This is a genomic window from Pedobacter sp. Bi27, from assembly GCF_918698255.1.
GTDB lineage: Bacteria > Bacteroidota > Bacteroidia > Sphingobacteriales > Sphingobacteriaceae > Pedobacter.
The window spans coordinates 1-19,428 of record NZ_CAKKMW010000007.1 but is presented as its reverse complement, the minus strand read 5'-3'; the positions used below and the strand labels follow the sequence as shown (position 1 = coordinate 19,428).

9 protein-coding genes are annotated in these 19,428 nt (G+C 41.9%); 5 read left to right on the top strand and 4 right to left on the bottom strand.

What is annotated here, in order from left to right; genetic code table 11:
- The first annotated feature begins 3 nt into the window (after positions 1-3).
- Both LQ227_RS20915 and LQ227_RS20910 read left to right on the top strand, forming a co-directional pair.
- On the top strand, positions 4-1,923 hold the full coding sequence (locus tag LQ227_RS20915) for a sigma 54-interacting transcriptional regulator (RefSeq protein ID WP_230150867.1): 1,920 nt from the start codon (positions 4-6) through the stop codon (positions 1,921-1,923).
- A gap of 176 nt (positions 1,924-2,099) precedes the next feature.
- Positions 2,100-4,055 (top strand): sigma 54-interacting transcriptional regulator, encoded by a 1,956-nt coding sequence (locus LQ227_RS20910; protein WP_230150864.1) that lies wholly within the window; start codon positions 2,100-2,102, stop codon positions 4,053-4,055.
- Positions 4,056-4,231: 176 nt separating this feature from the next.
- Here the strand turns inward: LQ227_RS20910 and LQ227_RS20905 are convergent, their stop codons facing one another.
- On the bottom strand, positions 4,232-5,845 hold the full coding sequence (locus tag LQ227_RS20905) for a Na+/H+ antiporter (protein ID WP_230150862.1): 1,614 nt from the start codon (positions 5,843-5,845) through the stop codon (positions 4,232-4,234).
- A 478-nt stretch (positions 5,846-6,323) separates the two neighbouring features.
- On the opposite strand from LQ227_RS20905, the gene LQ227_RS20900 reads away from it, so the two are divergent.
- The gene (locus LQ227_RS20900) at positions 6,324-7,142 is read left to right on the top strand and encodes an alpha/beta fold hydrolase (protein WP_230150860.1); all 819 of its coding nucleotides are present in this window, start codon (positions 6,324-6,326) and stop codon (positions 7,140-7,142) included.
- Between the two features lie 138 nt (positions 7,143-7,280).
- Here the strand turns inward: LQ227_RS20900 and LQ227_RS20895 are convergent, their stop codons facing one another.
- Positions 7,281-8,690: an alpha-L-fucosidase gene (locus LQ227_RS20895; RefSeq protein WP_230150859.1), complete on the bottom strand. Its 1,410-nt coding sequence runs from the start codon at positions 8,688-8,690 to the stop codon at positions 7,281-7,283.
- Positions 8,691-8,924: 234 nt separating this feature from the next.
- On the opposite strand from LQ227_RS20895, the gene LQ227_RS20890 reads away from it, so the two are divergent.
- On the top strand, positions 8,925-10,358 hold the full coding sequence (locus LQ227_RS20890) for a sensor histidine kinase KdpD (RefSeq protein ID WP_230146150.1): 1,434 nt from the start codon (positions 8,925-8,927) through the stop codon (positions 10,356-10,358).
- Positions 10,359-10,370: 12 nt separating this feature from the next.
- The gene (locus tag LQ227_RS20885) at positions 10,371-11,075 is read left to right on the top strand and encodes a response regulator transcription factor (protein WP_230146151.1); all 705 of its coding nucleotides are present in this window, start codon (positions 10,371-10,373) and stop codon (positions 11,073-11,075) included.
- Positions 11,076-11,227: 152 nt separating this feature from the next.
- Here LQ227_RS20885 and LQ227_RS20880 read toward each other — a convergent pair whose 3' ends face one another.
- Together LQ227_RS20880 and LQ227_RS20875 are read right to left on the bottom strand one after the other, a co-directional pair.
- On the bottom strand, positions 11,228-12,112 hold the full coding sequence (locus LQ227_RS20880) for a PorP/SprF family type IX secretion system membrane protein (RefSeq protein ID WP_230150858.1): 885 nt from the start codon (positions 12,110-12,112) through the stop codon (positions 11,228-11,230).
- 21 nt (positions 12,113-12,133) lie between these two features.
- The gene (locus LQ227_RS20875; RefSeq protein WP_230150857.1) at positions 12,134-18,898 is read right to left on the bottom strand and encodes an MBG domain-containing protein; all 6,765 of its coding nucleotides are present in this window, start codon (positions 18,896-18,898) and stop codon (positions 12,134-12,136) included.
- Between the last annotated feature and the right edge of the window lie 530 nt (positions 18,899-19,428).

The following is a 19,428-nucleotide window of genomic DNA, read 5'->3' as shown; positions in this document are numbered from 1 at the left end:
AAGATGAGGACAGAAAAAATTCTAATTGTTGAAGATGAATTTATCGTTGCGCACGATCTGCAGATGATTTTGCAGCGTGCCGGCTACAAGGTTGTTGGCATTGCCGATTCTGTTAAAAATGCACAGGCCCTACTGGAAAAACACCAGGTAGACCTGGTTCTTTTAGATATTTACCTTAAAGGCAGGTTAACCGGCATTGATCTGGCTTACGATTTGATGAAAAGCCAGATCCCATTCATTTATATCTCTGCAAATTCGAATGAAAAAGTGCTGGAGGCTGCAAAATCTACCTGCCCGTACGGGTTTATTGTTAAACCTTACCGTGAGCGGGACATTTTATTAAGCATTGATATTGCCAGGTACCGTAAGGAAAATAGCAATAACATGAAGATGAGCAGTGAGCGCTTTATGCAGGATTTCATTGTAGATATTTCGATGAAATCGTTAACCTGGCAAAAGAAAATTTTAGCCATTGCAGCTGCCTTTCAGCCATATATTCCTTTTGATTTTATTGCACTTTCTGGTATTGCAAAAGATGGAAAACGATATAGCGAAATTGGAATCACCAGAAAAAATTTTGACCAGTACGACTTATTTACAGCAAATGAGTTCTTAAAATACGCGGGTTTAAGCAGGGCAGAATATGATACCATCAATCAACTGGTACCCGAAACAACAGCCGACGCCATTTACATTGGTGATGATTTTGAGGGGGTAAAAAAGGCTGCCCCCATGAAAAATTTAATCGCCACCACTTATCATCTTTATTCCAATCTGGTAAAAACATTCTACCTGGAAAATGGCGATCAGATCAGCTTTTCGTTTTACAGTAGAACCGAAAACATTTACCAGCCCGCACACATGGAGCTGCTTAACTTTTTATCAGGCACTTTAGAGAAAAAGTTGGTCCATATTATCGAGCTTGAAAAAGCGGGAACGGAAACAGTTTTACATCAGGAAAGCGGTAACTATCCTGTAGCGAAAAAAAAATTTGAAAATATTATTGGCAAAAGTACTGCTTTGCTCAGTGTTTTAGACAAGATAAAAATTGTTGCACCAACTGATACATCTGTATTGATAACCGGGGAGAGTGGAACAGGAAAAGAAGAAGTTGCCAAAAGCCTCCACCGCTTATCACATCGAAACACAAAACCAATTGTGGCCGTAAATTGTGCTGCACTACCTGCAGATTTAATTGAATCCATTCTATTTGGCCATGAAAAAGGCTCGTTTACAGGCGCTGTGAACACCAGAATCGGAAAATTTGAAGAGGCGAACGGTGGCACCATCTTTCTCGATGAGATTGGAGAAATGCCTTTCGATCTGCAGGCAAAGCTACTTCGGGCCCTGCAGGAGAAAGAAATTGAGCGCATTGGCGGCAAACAACCTATTAAAGTCGATTTAAGAATAATTGCTGCTACTAACCTCAATTTAGAGAAAGAGATTGCAAAAGGCAGGTTCAGGTTGGATCTTTTCTATCGTCTTAATGTTTTTCCAATACATGTTCCTCCGCTTTGTCGACGAAAAACCGACATCCCACTATTGGCAGAGTATTTTGTTCAGAAACATGCAAAGGAAGTAGGTAAAAATATTACTGAAATTCCCGCTGATTTTATGGATCGGCTAATGTTATATGATTGGCCAGGCAATATCAGAGAACTGGAACATGTAATGTTGAGGAGTGTATTGCTTTCATCGAATGGAAAACTTAATCCCGCTCATTTGGAACTTGGAGTTAAAAATGAGGAACCACTTTCGCAAAATGGAATTAAAACGATTATTGACAATGAAAGAGACCATATCATCAGGGTTTTAGAGCTCTGCAAAGGCAAGGTTGCAGGCAGCGGTGGTGCGGCAGAATTATTGGGCATTCCGGCAACTACTTTGAGTTCTAAAATTAAAAAGCTGGATATAAAACGTTAATGATATTTAGTAAATCGACGATATATCATGAATTACAAAAAGCAACTAACACAATAAAACACTGATAAACAAAAACTTAAAGATTGGTATTTTTCTTGATTTGAATAGACTGTATTAATCAAAAGGGGACCTTTGTTGGCCGTTGATTTATATCTAATGCTCGCCCGAAATAGAAAATGAAACAGAAAATCTTAATTGTAGAAGATGAATTTATTGTAGCCAACGATCTTAGGATTATGCTCGAAAAAGCTGGCTATAAAGTGTGTGGGGTAGCCCCATCGGTGGTAAAGGCGCTTGAGTTGATCGCAGCCAAAGAACCCGACTGGATACTGTTGGATATTTTTTTGCAGGGCGACAAAACAGGAATTGATCTGGCTGGTCAGCTTACCGAAATGGGAATCCCTTTTATTTATATTTCCGCAAACACCAATCAGGGGATTTTAGAAGCCGCAAAAGCAACCCTACCCTATGGCTTTTTGGTTAAACCTTTCCGCGAAAAAGACCTGATGGTAATGTTGGATATTGCCCGTTACAGACATGAACAAAACCTGAAATATAACCATCATAAAGAACCACCGCTACATAAACAGATTGAACACATTGCGCAAAAGCAGGAAACGGTTTCGCAGCGTTTGAAACAGATCAGTGCCGCGATGCACCCCATTGTACCTTTTGATTTTCTCTGGATTACCAGATCAAAACCACGCACAACTACAAAAGATGTTTACATCAGCCGCGCTTCCGACGGAACGTTCGATATCCTCAACACCGACGCTTTATTGAAAGAAACCAATATTTCAGATCGTGATTTTAAAACATGGAACAGCACTGCGCTTGCTCATAATGAGAAAGCCATCTTTAACGGATATGATTTTCGAAAACTGAGAATGGAAAGTCTATCGGTACAAGCGCTTTCAGACCATTACAAACTCGAATCAGCCTTGATTACCGAAATTGAAATAGACGGAGATGTATTTCAGTTCGTTTTTTTCAACCAGCTTTCAGATATCTACACAAAAGTTCATTCGGGTATTATTGGCCAATTTAAGAAAAGCCTTGAACTCATTTTAGATAAAATTATTTTAAGTAAGGATAGTATAGCTCAAACTCCAGCTATGAGCTTACCTGTAGTTGAAAAGCCAATCATCAAAAAAGAACAAGCTATAATAATCCAAAAGGATTTTAATGGCATTATTGGTAACAGTGCTTTACTGCACGCTGCATTTAAGAAATTGGAATTGGTGGCACCCGACGATACTTCGGTGCTTATTTTGGGCGAAAGTGGTACCGGAAAGGAAAAAATTGCACAGACCATCCATAAATTATCTCCCAGAAAAAACAAAGCGCTGGTTACCGTAAACTGTGCTGCCTTACCCTTAACCTTGATAGAATCGGAACTTTTCGGGCATGAAAAAGGAAGTTTTACAGGCGCGAACGAAAAACGCATCGGCAAGTTTGAACAGGCCGACGGAGGTTCGATTTTTCTGGACGAGATAGGCGAACTTCCCTTAGAAGCTCAGGTAAAACTATTAAGGGTGCTCCAAGAAAAAGAAATTGAACGTTTGGGTGGAAATTACACCAAAAAGATAAACGTTAGGATCATTACGGCCACCAACAGAAATCTGGAGAAAGAAGTCGCAGAAGGCCGTTTCCGCCTTGACTTATATTACCGCTTGAATGTTTTTCCGATAGAATTACCTTCGCTGAGAGACCGAAAAGAAGATATACCTGCTCTGACTGCTTATTTTATTGAAAAATATGGCAAAAAAGGATCATCATCAGTTACTTCAATATCTACGGATGCATTGAATGAAATGCAGGATTATCAATGGCCTGGAAATGTAAGGGAATTGGAGCACCTGATAGAAAGAAGTATGCTGTTAACTGAAGGGGAAATGATTACTAAAGTTGAACTTCCCAATTCGACATCCGTTACAGGTTTTTCTGGAGATGATCATTTCAAAATCAAAACCATGGAAGAAATGGAGAGAGAGCATATTATGAGCATTTTACAGATGTGTAAAGGCAAAATATTTGGCCCGGGCGGCGCGGCAGAAATCCTTAATATCCCCTCTACTACATTAAACTCTAAAATTAAAAAACTAGGGATAAAATTTGAATTTGTTAAGTAGGCTTTAGGTTAAGTTTAGTCCGGAGTCGGTAGTGCCAAGTCTGGAGTCGATTAAGCACTGTGATCTAGGTTAAGATAAATCGTCATCTCCTTTGGAGGAGAGATCTTTGAACAATGTTAAAGATTTTGTTTCGCAGCGCCTAGCCACTACTCTATAATCCATTTAGCCATTACTTTTTACTGCAATTTCTTATGCTGAATTTTAGTATCTGATAAATCGATCTGCATTTCCTGCTTCCTGATCATCTCATCACTAAATTGCTTTTCCTTTCGGATTTTGTGAAGTTCTTGCCGCTGGATATGATAAATATCTTTTAAGATATGGTTATAAACTTCCATCTCTGCATTTTCAATTGCTTCACACTCCATCGATTCGAGTCTTCTGGAGGTATGGTTTAAGCTGTTCTCGAGTTCATTCTTCAAACCATTTACCAATCCGATTCCTTCAATCTCCTCTACGTAGTTTTCCCTTAAGTGGTTTAATGAAACATTTAACAGCCGCTGTTTAATGCTGGCCTCTTGTTGTTCATCAGGTACCAGTGGATCGATTTCGTAAATGTTGATCGCCTTGATGATATAAGGCAAAGTAAGGCCCTGAAAAACCAGGGTAACCAAAATAACCACAAACGTGATGAAGATGATCAGGTTGCGGTGTGGAAAATTAATGTGGGCAGCAGTAGTAATGGGCAATGAGAGTGCCGCGGCCAAAGAAACTACTCCTCTCATTCCAGCCCATCCGATAATTAACGGGCCTTTCCAGCCTGGGTGGGCTTCACTCCTTCTTACCTTGGCAGATAACCACCTTGGTATAAAAGCTACGGGATAAATCCAGGCGATACGGAGTACAATTACAAGTGCACTAATGATCAGTCCATAACTAAAAGCTTCCCAAATTGAATAACCTTCTAAGCCGGCCATTATGATCGGTAATTCCAGTCCGATCAAAATAAATACCAGGGCATTTAGGATCATGGTTAATGTTGCCCATACATTGATGGCCTGCAAGCGGCTTTGCCCATCTACAAAAATTTCGTGCGACCGGTACGATAAAAACAAACCGCCGCTTACCACAGCCATCACGCCCGAAAAATGGAACTGCTCAGCAGCCAGATACATAAAATAGGGCGAAATTAAAGTGATGGCAGCATCGATGCTGGGTGTAGTAGGTAAAAACCGATGGATAAGATATAATACGTGAGCCACGGCCAATCCGATTACAATGCCCATAACGGTACTTAAGAAAAAGTCACCTGCTGCATTTGAAAGCGAAAACTGCCCTGTAATTACCGCAGCCAAGGCAAAACGGAGCACAATTAAACTTGAGGCATCGTTAACCAAACTTTCGCCCTCCAAAATGGTGGTAATCCGTTTTGGCACTTTAATATTCTTCAATACCGATGTTGCCGCAATGGCATCAGGTGGCGAAACAATGCCCCCAAGCAAAAATCCCATGGCAAGTGTAAAACCGGGAATCATGGAAGAGGTTAAAAATGCAACGGCTACCGATGTGATAATAACCAGACCAAAAGCAAGCAAACTGATCGGCCTGCGCCAGCGCCAGAAATCATTCCATGAGGTATACCAGGCAGCCTCATAAAGCAGCGGAGGAAGAAAAATCAGAAATATAATTTCAGGATCTATAGACATTGGCGGGATACCCGGAATATAGCTGATACCTAGACCGGCAATTACTAAAAATATAGGATAGGAAATTTTTACCTTTTGCGCCAGCATAATCAACAGAAAAGCTGCTGAAAGTAAAATAATGAACTGAAGAAGGGTATAGTGCATAGCTTTTTCAAAACAAAAAATAAACCACAAATATAATCAACAAATAACCAGTTATTTGAGCTTTAAAGGGTTGTTGTTTCAACAAAGCAATTGACGATATAACGTGATTTTACCTGAAATAATTGCTAAAATCCGCTAAGCAAACAATAAATGGGTAATACGATAATGCCAAAAACTAATGCTCCAGATGTTGGTTTAATCAATACGATTATCTCACTGCCAAAGCATAATCAAAATCATTAAGTAGAAATCAATCCTACCAAACAACTACCGTAAATTAACGAAATAAAGCAAATAAATAATCAACAAATAAATAACAAATAACTAAAAATCAAATACTTAACAAAATGGATCGCAAATTGTAATAAGTCAGCACGAAACTTAACATACAGTTTAGTGATTACCTTAACATCAATTATTAATTTTGGGTAATTCGCAAAAACTGCTTTAAACAATTAAAATTAATCATAAAAAAGCTATGAGTACAATTAAAGTAAAAGACGGAACTGAAATTTATTACAAAGATTGGGGAACGGGACAACCAATCGTTTTTCATCATGGATGGCCATTATCTGGAGATGACTGGGATACACAAATGATGTTTTTCCTGAAACAGGGATATCGGGTGATTGCGCATGACCGCCGTGGGCATGGCCGCTCAGGTCAAAGTGCCAATGGCAATGATATGGATACCTATGTAGCCGATATTGCAGAACTAACAGCAGCACTCGACCTGAAAGATGCGATCCACATTGGCCACTCCACAGGTGGTGGTGAAGTAATCCGTTACGTGGCGAAACATGGAAAAGGCCGCGTTGCAAAAGCAGTTCTAATCAGTGCAGTAACGCCGATTATGATCCAAAACGAAAGCAATCCGGAAGGTGTGCCATTGGCGATATTTGATGAAATCCGTCAGGGCACGGGTTTTACCAGAGCCCAATATTTTTACGATTTCCCGGTAGCATTTTACGGATGGAACCGTGATGGCAAAACCGTTCAGGAAGGAATAAAACACAACTGGTGGCGCCAGGGCATGATGGGGTCTGTATTGGCACATTATGAGGGGATTAAAGCATTTTCGGAATCAGATTTCACTGAAGATCTAAAAAGTGTGGAAATTCCGGTATTGGTATTGCATGGAGAAGACGACCAGATAGTTCCTTTTAACCAGGCACAAAGAGCGGCAAAATTGTTGCCAAATGGAAAACTGATCTCTTACCCAGGTTTCCCTCATGGTATGCCTACAACAGAGGCGGAAACAATTAACAAGGATATTTTAGCCTTTATTAAATCGTAAAGTTTTTATAAATCTGTCACAATAAGCTTGTCGAAATGCCTGTAATTTTATAAACAGGTCGTTCGACAAGCTATCATTTATATACTTTCTGAATAGTTTAATAAATTAGCCGGGCCAAAAATGATCCGGCTATCCTATTTATTTTCTTTCGTTAAACACCCCTAGTTCAGCAATAGCGGGCGGGTTATCAAAGTCTGTAATGGTTACCTTTATTTTTTCGCACCAGATGCGCTCGAATCTAAAAATACTTACCTTTTTCTCTCCCTCATTTTTGGCAGCTAAAGCATTCCATTTACCATTTGCATAATACTGTAAACTGTAGGTAGCTTTTCTGTTATTGCCAGCGGTTAGCACCACCATATTGCAGGGAACAGCTTTTTCGAAATTCAGTTCATACCATGGCGATTTTACGGTGTGATTGGACGACCAGCTCGAACCAAAATCATCATCATTGGCAAAATCCATGATATTCATATCATCACCCCAGCTGCTGTTGCTTTTTATGTGCTTGGCGATGTTGCTCGAAATAATCGGTGCAGCGTGCGCAGGAATACGTGGAAGATCTGTAGATTTTTTATAAATCTGGCCCATTTCTTTAAGTGCTGCCAAAGCATTATCGTCTATTAAACCATTTTTACCGGGCGCTACATTGAGAATAAAATTGCAATAGGCACCGTTGTAAGGAATGATGAATTTATTCACCAGCTCAGGTACGTTTTTTACCGGAGTGGTAGGAAAAGACGTTTTCCAGAACCAGTTGGCCTGCAGAGGAAGGCAGGCAAGTGCCGGAAGCTTGTTGTTTTCTTTAGAAATAAACTGGCCTGCGCCCTGCTCATAAGATTTGATATCGGTATAAAATAGCGCCTGTGTAGGATATTTTGCTGCATTTAAATCCATCACCAAACAATTTGGCTGTAATGATTTAATCAGGTAATAGATATCTTCAAAAGGTACCTGATCATAAGAAATCCTCGACCATGGCGCGTCCCATCCATCGATAATCAACGCTGTGATCTCGCCATAATTGGTGAGCAGTTCGGTAATCTGATCTTTGATCATCTTAATGTGGGCTGGAGTAATCTGGTTTGGGCGGATGCCATGGTGGGTATCCAATATGGAATAATACAACATTACCTTTAATCCGTTTTTGCGGAAAGCATCTGCATATTCCTTAACTACATCGCGCTTTAGTGGCGTGTTCATTACGTTATAGGCTGTAGTTTTGGTATTCCAGATCGGGAAACCACTATGGTGTTTGGTGGTAAGGCAACCATAGGTCATGTTAGCAGATTTTGCAGCTTTTGCCCATTGGTCTGCATCCAGCTTTGGCGATTGGAACAATGAAAGATCGGCATCAGGGTCAGACCAGTCCTGATCCATAAAAGTTGGCATCCCATAGTGGATAAACATACCCAACCCAAGGTCAACAAAATCCTGTTGAAGTTCAGTCAGTGGTTTATTGGCCGATTTTTGCTGAGCCATTGCCGGATAAATAGCTATCGTTCCCGAAACGATAAGCAATAATGATAAAATCCTTTTAAAGGTCATTTCTCTTTTTTTGGTTATGTGATTTGTGTTATTTATTTAAAAGACTTATTGGGTTACAGATACTTATTAATTCCAATCGATCAATTGATCTGGTTTTCATTGAGATCTGCTTTCAATTATTCAAAGCTACAGCCGACATTGAAAGAATTTGTCGAACGAAAACGTAACAGAAACCTAACAAAAGCTTAACGTTATGGTATTTATGAAATAATACGGCTATTTTTAAAGGATAAAATGAAAGATCGTATATATAAGTCAGTAGTATTGGTCAGTTTTCTGATATTGCTTCTGGTACAGCTCAGGTTAACCTATAATTCTTACGTTCTGAGAGACAGGGACTATAGTTTAAAAGAAAAAACGCTGATTAATGATGAATATGGGCGCAGTATATCCGAAGACAAAGTTTATAAGGGCGGCGGAAAGATTATCGATTCGATCCTCTCGAGAAATATGCCCGCGCTTAAACAAGCATACTTAAGCAACAAGAAAGAATTTGTTAAACGCTCACAAAGCATTAGTAATACACTATTAAAAGACCTGCGAAAAGAAAGTACTATGGACAGTGTTTTCCGCTCGATCGTTAAAAGGAATGGGTTAGATTCCAATCTGCAGTATCTGCTCACTTTCCAGTCAATTGAGATTAACTTCGACACCAATATAGGCGACATCACCGTATTTGACACCAGTACCGATACGTTGTTCAAAGCAGGCCAAAAAACACCGTTTGGCGTTATCATTGATGGTACACTGACTAATCCGAGCGTTCAGAATAGGGTAACTAACCTCTCTGTTAGTGGCAAACTGGTGTACGATTATAGAGTTACCTTTAATCTTTTTGTCGATCCTCCGGGCCGCACCTTAAAAGTTGCCTATCAAATGCTACCAACATTTTTATTGGTTGCGCTTTGCATTATTATTATTGTAGGCATTAATTATTACACCTATATCAGCTGGATGCGGCAGAAAAAAGAAACGGATGTTAAATCTGATTTCCTAAACAGTATTAAACATGAATTTAACACCCCCATTACAACTATATTAGTGGCAAGCAAAAGCCTGCACGAAGATGAGGTGCTCAATGACAGGACACGCGTAAATGCACTCGTAAATATTGTAGAGAGACAGGCACGGCGACTTCACTCCCACATTAACCAGATGCTGGAAATTTCGGAAATCAACAGCAACATTAACCTGGAGGAAACAGATCTTAATTATGCCATTCTTACTTTGGTTAATGATTATAAAATAAAAGTTCAAGAGCCAAATAGTCTTACTTTTGATCCTCATGGCTCGGAAATAATGATCATGATTGATCCTTTTGTGTTTACCACCATGTTACAAAACATCCTCGACAACTCCTTTAAGCACAATCATAGCGATATAAAAATGACTGTGCTCTTCATTACCGAGCATATTGACGGATATACCATCCATATTAAAGATAATGGAAAAGGAATTGAAGACGCGATGAAGGAAAAAATATTTGATAAGTTTTTCCGTGCGGGCAAAGACAATACCGTTTCGGGCCTGGGACTGGGCTTATATTACGTTAAACAATGTATTGATATTCACAGCTGGGAAATCAATGTAAGAACAACATTGGGAAAAGGGACCGAGTTTCTGATTCATATCCCTAAGGAGCAGACCCTAATTAGTACAAATCATTAATCAAAGAATTTTATGAGTTATGATATCGTAATAATTGAAGATGAAATAGACCTGGGCAATGTAATTTCAGAGTACCTGAAATTGAGGGGATTCAGTGTGCTATGGTTCAAAACTGCTTCAGAAGCATTGGCATATTATAGCGCAAACCAGCTTGATAACAAATTGGTTATTGTGGATGTACAGCTACCAGATATGAATGGCTTTGACCTGGCCTCAGAGATGGTAATGATCAACTCCAATCAACCTTTTTTCTTTCTAACGGCACATAACGAAAAACAGGACCGTCTTCGCGGCCTCAAGATCGGTGCAATAGATTATATTTCAAAGCCATTCGAAATTGAGGAGCTGGTGCTTAGAATAGGAAATATCATCAATAAGTTTTCAAGCGCTCCAACTGCACAATCTTTATCCAGTTCAGGATTTATCAACATAGGTGATATCAGGTACCAAAAAGATCAGCTGTTTCTGCGGATGCCCGACAGCAAAGAAGTTTCCTTAACCGTTAGAGAATCGGAAGTATTAGACCATTTGGCTGGCAATATAAATCAGGTAGTTAAAAAGAAAGATATTTTATTGGCGTTATGGGGAAACGACGATTACTTTAATGGAAAAAGCCTTGAAGTTTTTATTTCAAGGCTAAGGCGGCTCTTTAAGGCCTCTGGCCATGTTAGTATAGAAAACGTATATGGCCTGGGCTACATTCTAAAAGTTAAATGATAGCACATTTATTACTTCAAAATTGTGTAGCTGATCTTTAAAGATGCTCATTATTCCATGTAAAAATAGAGAGGTTTATGCTAACGCTTCAAGAAGATACCACCATTTCCTTCATGCGTTCAAATACCCAAGATTTTCCTTCCGCCAAAATTTTACAGTACGCTCAACCGGAGATTCAGCTCAAAACTGCCGTTGGTATAGGCACTTAAGGCCGAGGTCTGTGTGGTGTACATCCCGCTGATCAGGTATTTTCTTTTAAAGTCTACACCAATACCAAATGTGGCATTTTCACTGCTATGGTATACCCCCATCAAAAACACCTGTTTGTTTGCAATCCAGGCCTGTGCACTCAGATCAAAGATATTATCGAAGCCTTTCACCCCGCGATAGGCTACTTTTGGTTCAAGCGCTATCCCCTCCATTCCTTCGCTCAGCGTAATCTTATAACTTATGGCCGTATAAAAAGTGGCCACATCGGCCAGCTTGATCACATCTTTTTTGAAAAAGCTTTTCAGGTTGGGCAGCGATCCCTCTATGCTCAGTTTATCTGAAGTATAAGCAATACCGAAATCCCCATCTAGATAGGTTTTCCGGTCATTGTAAAGCCCAACCATCGGGTCGTTCGGATTGCCATAAATATCTGCGTTTTCAAGACGCTGGTTCATGAAACCTACAGACAGGCCAAAATGAAGCTGCTGGTTGTTTGCGTTTAAAGGCAGGTGGTAGGCATAACTGCCCACTATGCGGGTCTGCCGCTGTAGCCCCGCACTTTCATTGCTCATGTTCAGTCCTACACCAACTTTACCGAAACCATAGTCTGCGGTGAGATTCTGCGTTACGGGAGCGCCCGGAACGTTATCCCAAAGTTTACGGTAGGCCCCGTTTATGCGCAGGCCATTGTTTGCACCTGCAAATGCGGGATTGATTACATAACGGTTGGTATAATATTGTGAGGAAAGCGGATTCAGCTGTGCATGAACACTGGCTGCAGGTATCCATACGGCCAGTAACATCAATAATTTATATAAAGTCTTCATTTGATCTTCTCTTTAATTTAACTAATTTTCCCTTACCAGTGTGATAAAACCCTTTACCCTCATCTTATCTGTACCGAAATCAACAATATAATAATAGGTACCCTCTGAAAGTGCCGTTCCGTTGACTGTTCCGTCCCAGCTGTTATCGTATGCCTTTTTACTATAAATGATCCTACCGGCCTTATCAAATACCTTAACCTCATTGTTCGGATAGTAGTCGATATTCTCGATTACCCACTTATCGTTAAAGCCATCATTATTTGGGGTAAGAATGTTGTTCGCCTTGATTTTTGAAAGATTCTCGGCCACAGTCAGGGTAATGGCCTGGCTCTGGCTGCATCCGCTGCTGTTTGTAGCCGTAACTGTATAAGTAGTGGTTTCTTTTGGTCTAACAGTAAGACTGGCAGAATTTTGACCGCTTAAGATGCCGCTGGCAGTCGCCCATACATAACTTGTAGCCCCTGTAGCGGTAAGGATAGCAGTTTCTCCTCTGCTGATACTGGTTCCCTTGTCGCTATTGATAGTGATAAGGGGAAGGGGATTGATCTTGAATGCACCGTTGATATAATTAAAAATATAATTGGCAGATACGCCGCCAACCGGCGAAAGCACATAATCTCCAGCCGCAGAAGACCTGCTTCCGGTGCTGTTTACCGATGGCTTTGTGGTTAAACTGTTTGCATTGTCAGAAAATTTAAAACCGTTGTAGCTCAAAGTAAATGCTGGCAGATCGGCTCCCTGGCACATCTGCTTTGCATCTGCAGTTACGCTTAGCACCGCTTTATTAATCGTCAGGTCAGCTGTTTTAAAATCTATAGTGTAATTAGCACCCGCACTCAAGGTACTGGCAATAGCATATACACTTACATTTTCGCCTGGACTGCGGCTCAGCGCACCTGTAAAACCATCACCCGTCCCTAGCGAAGGGCTAAAAGTATAGGTCAGCGCCGGATCGGTATCTCCGTAAGTTTTGCTCTTGGCAGCGGCAGTTACCGTAATGGTTTTCTTAGCGATGGTTAGATCGGCTCCCGTATAAGTTAAGATATAATTTGCATTTAAAGCCAGGCTGCCCTGGTTGATCGGATAGGTGCCCACATTTTCGCCTGCCACACGGCTAAGTGATCCGCTAAAGCTGTCGCCTGTTACTAATGCCGGGGCAAAAGTATAGGTCAGCACCGGATCTGCATCACCATAGCTTTTATTCTTAGCGGCAGCGGTTACCATAATGGTTTTCTTAGCAATTATCAAATTTGCTCCTGTATAGTTCAGGGTATAATTTGCATTTAAAGCCAGGCTGCCCTGGTTGATCGGATAATTGCCTTCATTTTCGCCTGCCACACGGCTAAGTGATCCACTAAAGCTGTCGCCTGTTACTAATGCCGGGGCAAAAGTATAGGTCAACGCCGGATCAGCATCACCATAGATTTTGTTTTTCGCTGCCGCGGTTACCGTTATTGTCTTTTTGCCAATATTGAGGTTTGAGCCCACATAATTTAAGGTATAATTGCTGTTCAGTGCAAGTGTACCTTGATTGATGGGATAAGTGCCAATATTCTCACCAAACGCTCTGCTTAAAGATCCCGTAAAACTATCTCCTGTTTGTAACGCCGGGGCAAAAGTATAGGTCAAAGCCGGATCAACATCACCATAGGTTTTGTTTTTTGCTGCTGCTGTCACCGTTATTGTTTTTTTGCCAATGGTCAGATCAGCACCAACATAAGTTATGGTATACTTCCCGTCAAGGGCAAGTGTACCCTGGCCAATTGCATAGGTACCGGTATGCTCTCCCGGCAACCTGTCCAGGCTTCCGCTAAAGCTATCGCCAGCCTGTAGTGCCGGAGCAAAAGTATAGGTTAATGCCAGATCTGCATCACCATAGGTTTTGCTTTTCGCTACCGCCGTTACCGTAATTACGGTTTTCGCTTCAATCGTCAGATTGGCTCCTATGTAAGTCAGGATATAGTTTCCGTTCAATGCCAGTGTACCCTGGGTAATGGCATAGGTACCCGTGGTTTCACCAGCTGCCCTGCTCAAGGATCCCGTAAAGCTATCGCCTGTTACCAAAGCCGGGGCAAAAGTATAGGTCAGTACCGGATCGGCAGCGCCCTGGATTTTACTCTTCGCTATTGCTGTTACCGTTATTGTTTTTTTGCCAATAGTGAGATTTGCGCCCACATAATTTAAGGTATAATTGCTGTTCAGTGTAAGTGTACCCTGGTTAATGGCATAGGTTCCGATATTTTCACCAGGCAATCTGCTCAATGCTCCCGTAAAAGTATCAGTACCTACCAGCGTCGGGCTGAAAGTATAAGTCAGTGCCGGATCTGCATCACCATAAGTTTTGCTTTTGGCAGATGCGGTTACCGTAATGATCTTTTTGCCTATCACAAAATCAGCTCCTACATAGTTCAAGTTATAATTTGCATTTAAAGCCAGGCTGCCCTGATCGATCGGATAGGTGCCCACGTTTTCTCCTGCCGAACGGCTAAGAAACCCGCTAAAGCTGTCGCCCGTAACTAATGCTGGGGCGAAAGTGTAAGTTAACGCCGGATCGGCATCACCATAACTTTTGCTTTTGGCTACCGCGGTTACCGTTATCGTTTTCTTGCCGATGGTAAAATCCGCACCAACATAGCTTAAAGCATAGTTGCTGCTCAATGCAAGGGTACCCTGAATAATGGCATAATCACCTGCATTTTCACCTGGCAGTCTGCTTAAGCTTCCGCTAAAGGTATCGGCAAAGGCCAGGCCTGATCCGCCAACCGTAAAGGTAAGGAAGGGATCAACACTACCGTATTCTTTCGATTGTGCAGTAGCTGTAACCGTTACCGTCCTTGGATTGATTGTAAAATTTATTCCAGGAGTAAAGGTGATCGCATAATTAGTGCTTAGTGCTAAGGTACCCTGGGTGATGGCATAGCTGCCAACATTTTCTCCTGGTGCGCGTGATAAACTGCCGCTAAAGGTATCGGCGAAAGCCAAGCCAGATCCGCCAAGCGTATAGGTTAGGAAGGGATCAACATTACCGTATCCTTTTGATTGTCCAGTAGCCGTAACCGTAATTGCTCTTTTATTGATTGTAAAATTTGTACCTGCGGTAAAAGTTATTGCATAATTGCTTCCAGCCGAAAGCGTACCCTGGGTAATGGCATAAGTACCAATATTCTCCCCCGCTGCACGGGTAAGTGATCCGCTAAAGCTATCACCGGTAGCTAAAGCTGGTGTAGCGGTAAAGTTTAGCGCAGGGTCTACGTTTCCGTAAATTTTCGAATTTACAGTTGGGTTTATTGTAATTGTTCTAACCGAAATGTTTGCTGTTGTTGATGCGGTTGCATTGCCTAATGTATAATTGCCCGATGCACCACCAGAAATGGTAATGCCCGTAACCGTTATCGGTTTATTTATTCCTACAGCAGCCGATGCAAATGAAGCTCCTGTGTAACTTTCGGTAAATACATCGCCTGCTACACGGTCATCGCTAAGGGTTACCGTTGCAGTTGCAGTCCCGTCGTACAGTTTATTATTCCCGGTTGCTGATACAGTTAATGGTTTTGGTGTAACGGTTAAAGCTGAGGCATTAGCTGCAGCCTGTACAAAATTATAGTTTGCTGCCGTTAGTCCTCCACCATTAATATTATATGAACCAACAGCACTACTTATTGTAGCAGAGCTTGACCAACTAATAGTGCCGGTTGTTGCGGTTGTTATAATTTCCGAATTTACAAAGCCGGTTACTGTTCCTGTTAAAACCGGAACACTTGCCCCATAAACTTTTGATATCGCATTTGAAGTATAAGTTAATGTTGCCTTTAAAACTGTACTCGAGGGTATGTTTATCGTAGCACTATTTGCACCTGCACTTGTTAATATCACATTTCCTAAATTTGTACCAGCGGATGCAGTTGCTTTTAGTCTTACATATACAGTCCCGGACACCGTACCAGAACTACCGATGATGGCAGAAGGACCGAAAGTTGTACCATCGGCACTCACCTCAAAATTGGTGGTTGATGATGGGGTAGCCGTAATTCCTGCCAATAATCCGGTACCGGATACAGTTACACTAGTTGTAGCGGATGCCGTTCCATAAGTAGTGCTTAAGCCCACAGGAAAGTTGGCAGGGGCAGAAATTGTTAGCGCCGATATCGCTATGGTGTATGATACTGATTTATTGCTCGAAAACGCATCAGTACTTTTTACCGTAAAAGTATAGCTTCCTGGTGCAGTGGCCGTTCCCGACAATACTCCAGCAGCACTCAGCGTGATACCTGTAGGGGGCGCGCCGGCAGTAATCGAATAAGTATAAGGTGCTGTTCCGCCCACAGATAAGAAGGTTTGGCTATATGCGGCGCCCAAAGTAGGATTAGGCAAAGTAGCAGGGCTTATTGTAATATCGGCCTGAGCAACATTAATGCTATAAGCCTGAGATTTACTGCCCAAAGATGCATCTGTACTTTTTACGGTAAAGGAATAGCTTCCAGCTGCTGTGGCACTTCCCGACAGTACTCCAGCAGCGCTCAGCGTGATACCTGTAGGCAGCGCACCGGCAGTAATCGAATAAGTATAAGGTAATACTCCCCCGGTAGATGACAGAGATTGGCTATAGGCCGATCCAACCACCGCATCAGGAAGTGTAGCAGGGCTGATGGTGATCACAGCCGGTGCAACAGTAACTGAATAGGCCCTTACCCCATTAAAAGGAGAAATATCGCTGGAGAATATAGAAAAATTAAAGGTACCAGAGGCTGTTGGTGTTCCCGAGATAAGACCTGTGCTGCTGAGCGACAGGCCCGCAGGCAATGCACCGGCACCAACAAGATAGGTGTATGGCGCTATCCCCCCTGTAGAAGACAGTTGCTGGCTATAGGCGACCGTAATAACCGGATCGGGCAAAGTAACCGGATTGACTACGACCGTGGGCGATGCAATCGATATGTTATATGCGCGTGTGCCAGTTACCGAATTGCCATCGGTAGCCTGGACAGTAAAGTTAAAAATTCCGGCCTGTGAAGGAGTTCCTGAAAGAACGCCCACCGGGCTCATTGACATACCCGCTGGCAAGCTGCCTGCAATTAACGTAAAGGTATAAACCCCTGTACCGCCTGAAGCAGTAACGTTCTGGCTGTAAGCCGCCCCATATACCGGGTTTGGCAGTGTTACCGGAAAAAGCGAAATTGGAAGTGTGGCCTGAATACTATTTCCGGTTTGATCTGCTGTAGTTAATGCCGGATCCGCGCCCCTGTTCCAGTCATCCGCAGCAGCCAGGTTATAGATATTGCCATCCTGTGCCGAAAGACCATTCTTGTTTAAAACAGGAATAAGTGCAGCTTTATCGGCAGCATTCAATGCAACAGAAAACAACTGTCCGGAAGTGACTTCAACGCCGGCCGAAGTTAAGGTATAGGTAGCGCCGCCCTGACCTTTAACGGTCAGCTTAGTGACATCAATATCGTTGAGCGCACCACTTCTGATAAGAAAGCCGGTTCCATTCACCACCATCACTCCTGTTGTTCCATTGTAGGTAGCCGAAGTAATGGTCGGTATAGCTACCCCGCTCACGGTAACCGCATTGGTTGCATCTGCATTTAAACTTACATTGGCCATCCAGCCGTTCGCGGCTGTCAGGTTATAAACAGTACTTCCTGTAGAGGTTGTACCATTCTTATTTATAATCATACCCAACGCCGTTCTGTCGGTGGCATTCAAAGTCACGCTAAAGGCTGTTGCGCTGGTAATTTCCACATCCGGACTTGTGAGCGTATAAGTACTACCGCCCTCAGCGGTAAGGGTTAAGGTAGAAATATCGACATCATTGGCAGCACCTGCTTTAGCCTGTAAGCCTGTACCGGTAACGGCCAATACTCCAGTCGCAACATTGTAAGCCGCTGAAGTTATAGTAGGCTGTACCAAAGTGGTAAATGGGCTGTTCGCACCGTAACTGGTCCCTTCTGAATTAATCGCGTAAGCCCTATAATTGATAAGGGTACCTGCCGGAAGGGAAGAAACCGTAGCACTGAAACTACCCGTACCACTTCCGTTTTGCACCTTATTGTTCGAAGTTGTTGGAACACCACTGGTAGACCATACAATACCTCTTTCGGTTACAGTGGCACCTCCATCGGCTGTTACATTCCCGCCTAATACAGCCGAATTCGTCTGAATAGTGGTAGCCGCTGTAGTACTAACGGTTGGGGCCACTTCTGTTCCGGTAGCTATTCCAACCCTTATATCATCGATCCAATAACCGTTATTTGCCTTGAAATAGATATCAACACTATTTACTGCCAATGTTCTAGTGAAAGTATTGGTTGTAGTGGTAATTGCGTTCGATCCTCCAACTATAGGAGAATTATCCTGATCCGTTTCGGCTGCTCCTGCAACTTTATTATAGGTAACGATATACCATGGCGGGATAACGATACCAAACTGGCCGTTGTAACTGTTATAGCCTTCGTGCCTAACATACATCGAATAAAAATTAAAAGGCTGTCCATCTGCGCGCTCCAATCTGAAGGTGTCTCCTCCGGCGCCAGTTTTCCACAAAGAAGTAGAATTGCCGCTTCCGCCTGTTGCACTAATGCTAAAACCTCCGTTTCCTCCCGAGGTAAGTTTATAATTTACGCCAGCAATAGTAATAACAGCTTGTGTGGCCCAGGGAGAACCTGAAGGCGTTGTTATAGTTGCCCCTGCATCAAAATTATAGGTAGTCTGGGCAAGGCAAAACAAGGACAGGCCAAAAACTAAAAAGATCAGTAAAGAGCCCTTCAATAGATTGAATAATCTCATGAGCGTAATATTTGGTTAAAATGTAGATGATCGGTTGGCTGTAGGTAGCCAGTTTTATTAAGAAAGTAGAGCGTATCGGCAAATAAATGACACAAATAAACAAAATATCAGACAGGAAAGAGATTGTGGCGTTGTAATATTTATAATACAATACAACAATCTTAAAATAACACCAAAATGCGTTAGTCGACGGAACAAAAATATCATTAACTTAAGCCCTTTTAACCACAGATGCGCACAGATAAACACAGATTTCAATCGTCACATTGTCCCTCACCTGGTCTTAGCGTCTCCAATGCTATTAAGTTAAGCTATTTATATGCTTGGTGCAACCTGCTTTTATTTTGCCGAACTTTAATTCTGGGAAAGCTTCTTGTTGGCTTTACCGCAACTACAGTTTTAGAAATTTGCTCTATTAGCTGTTTAATTATTGTTTTCAGTTTTGATCCCATTACTAACTCAATTAGGCTGTTCCTAACAAATCTGAATGCATTTTGCCAGTTGAAGATATAACCGTATCTTCTTTTATC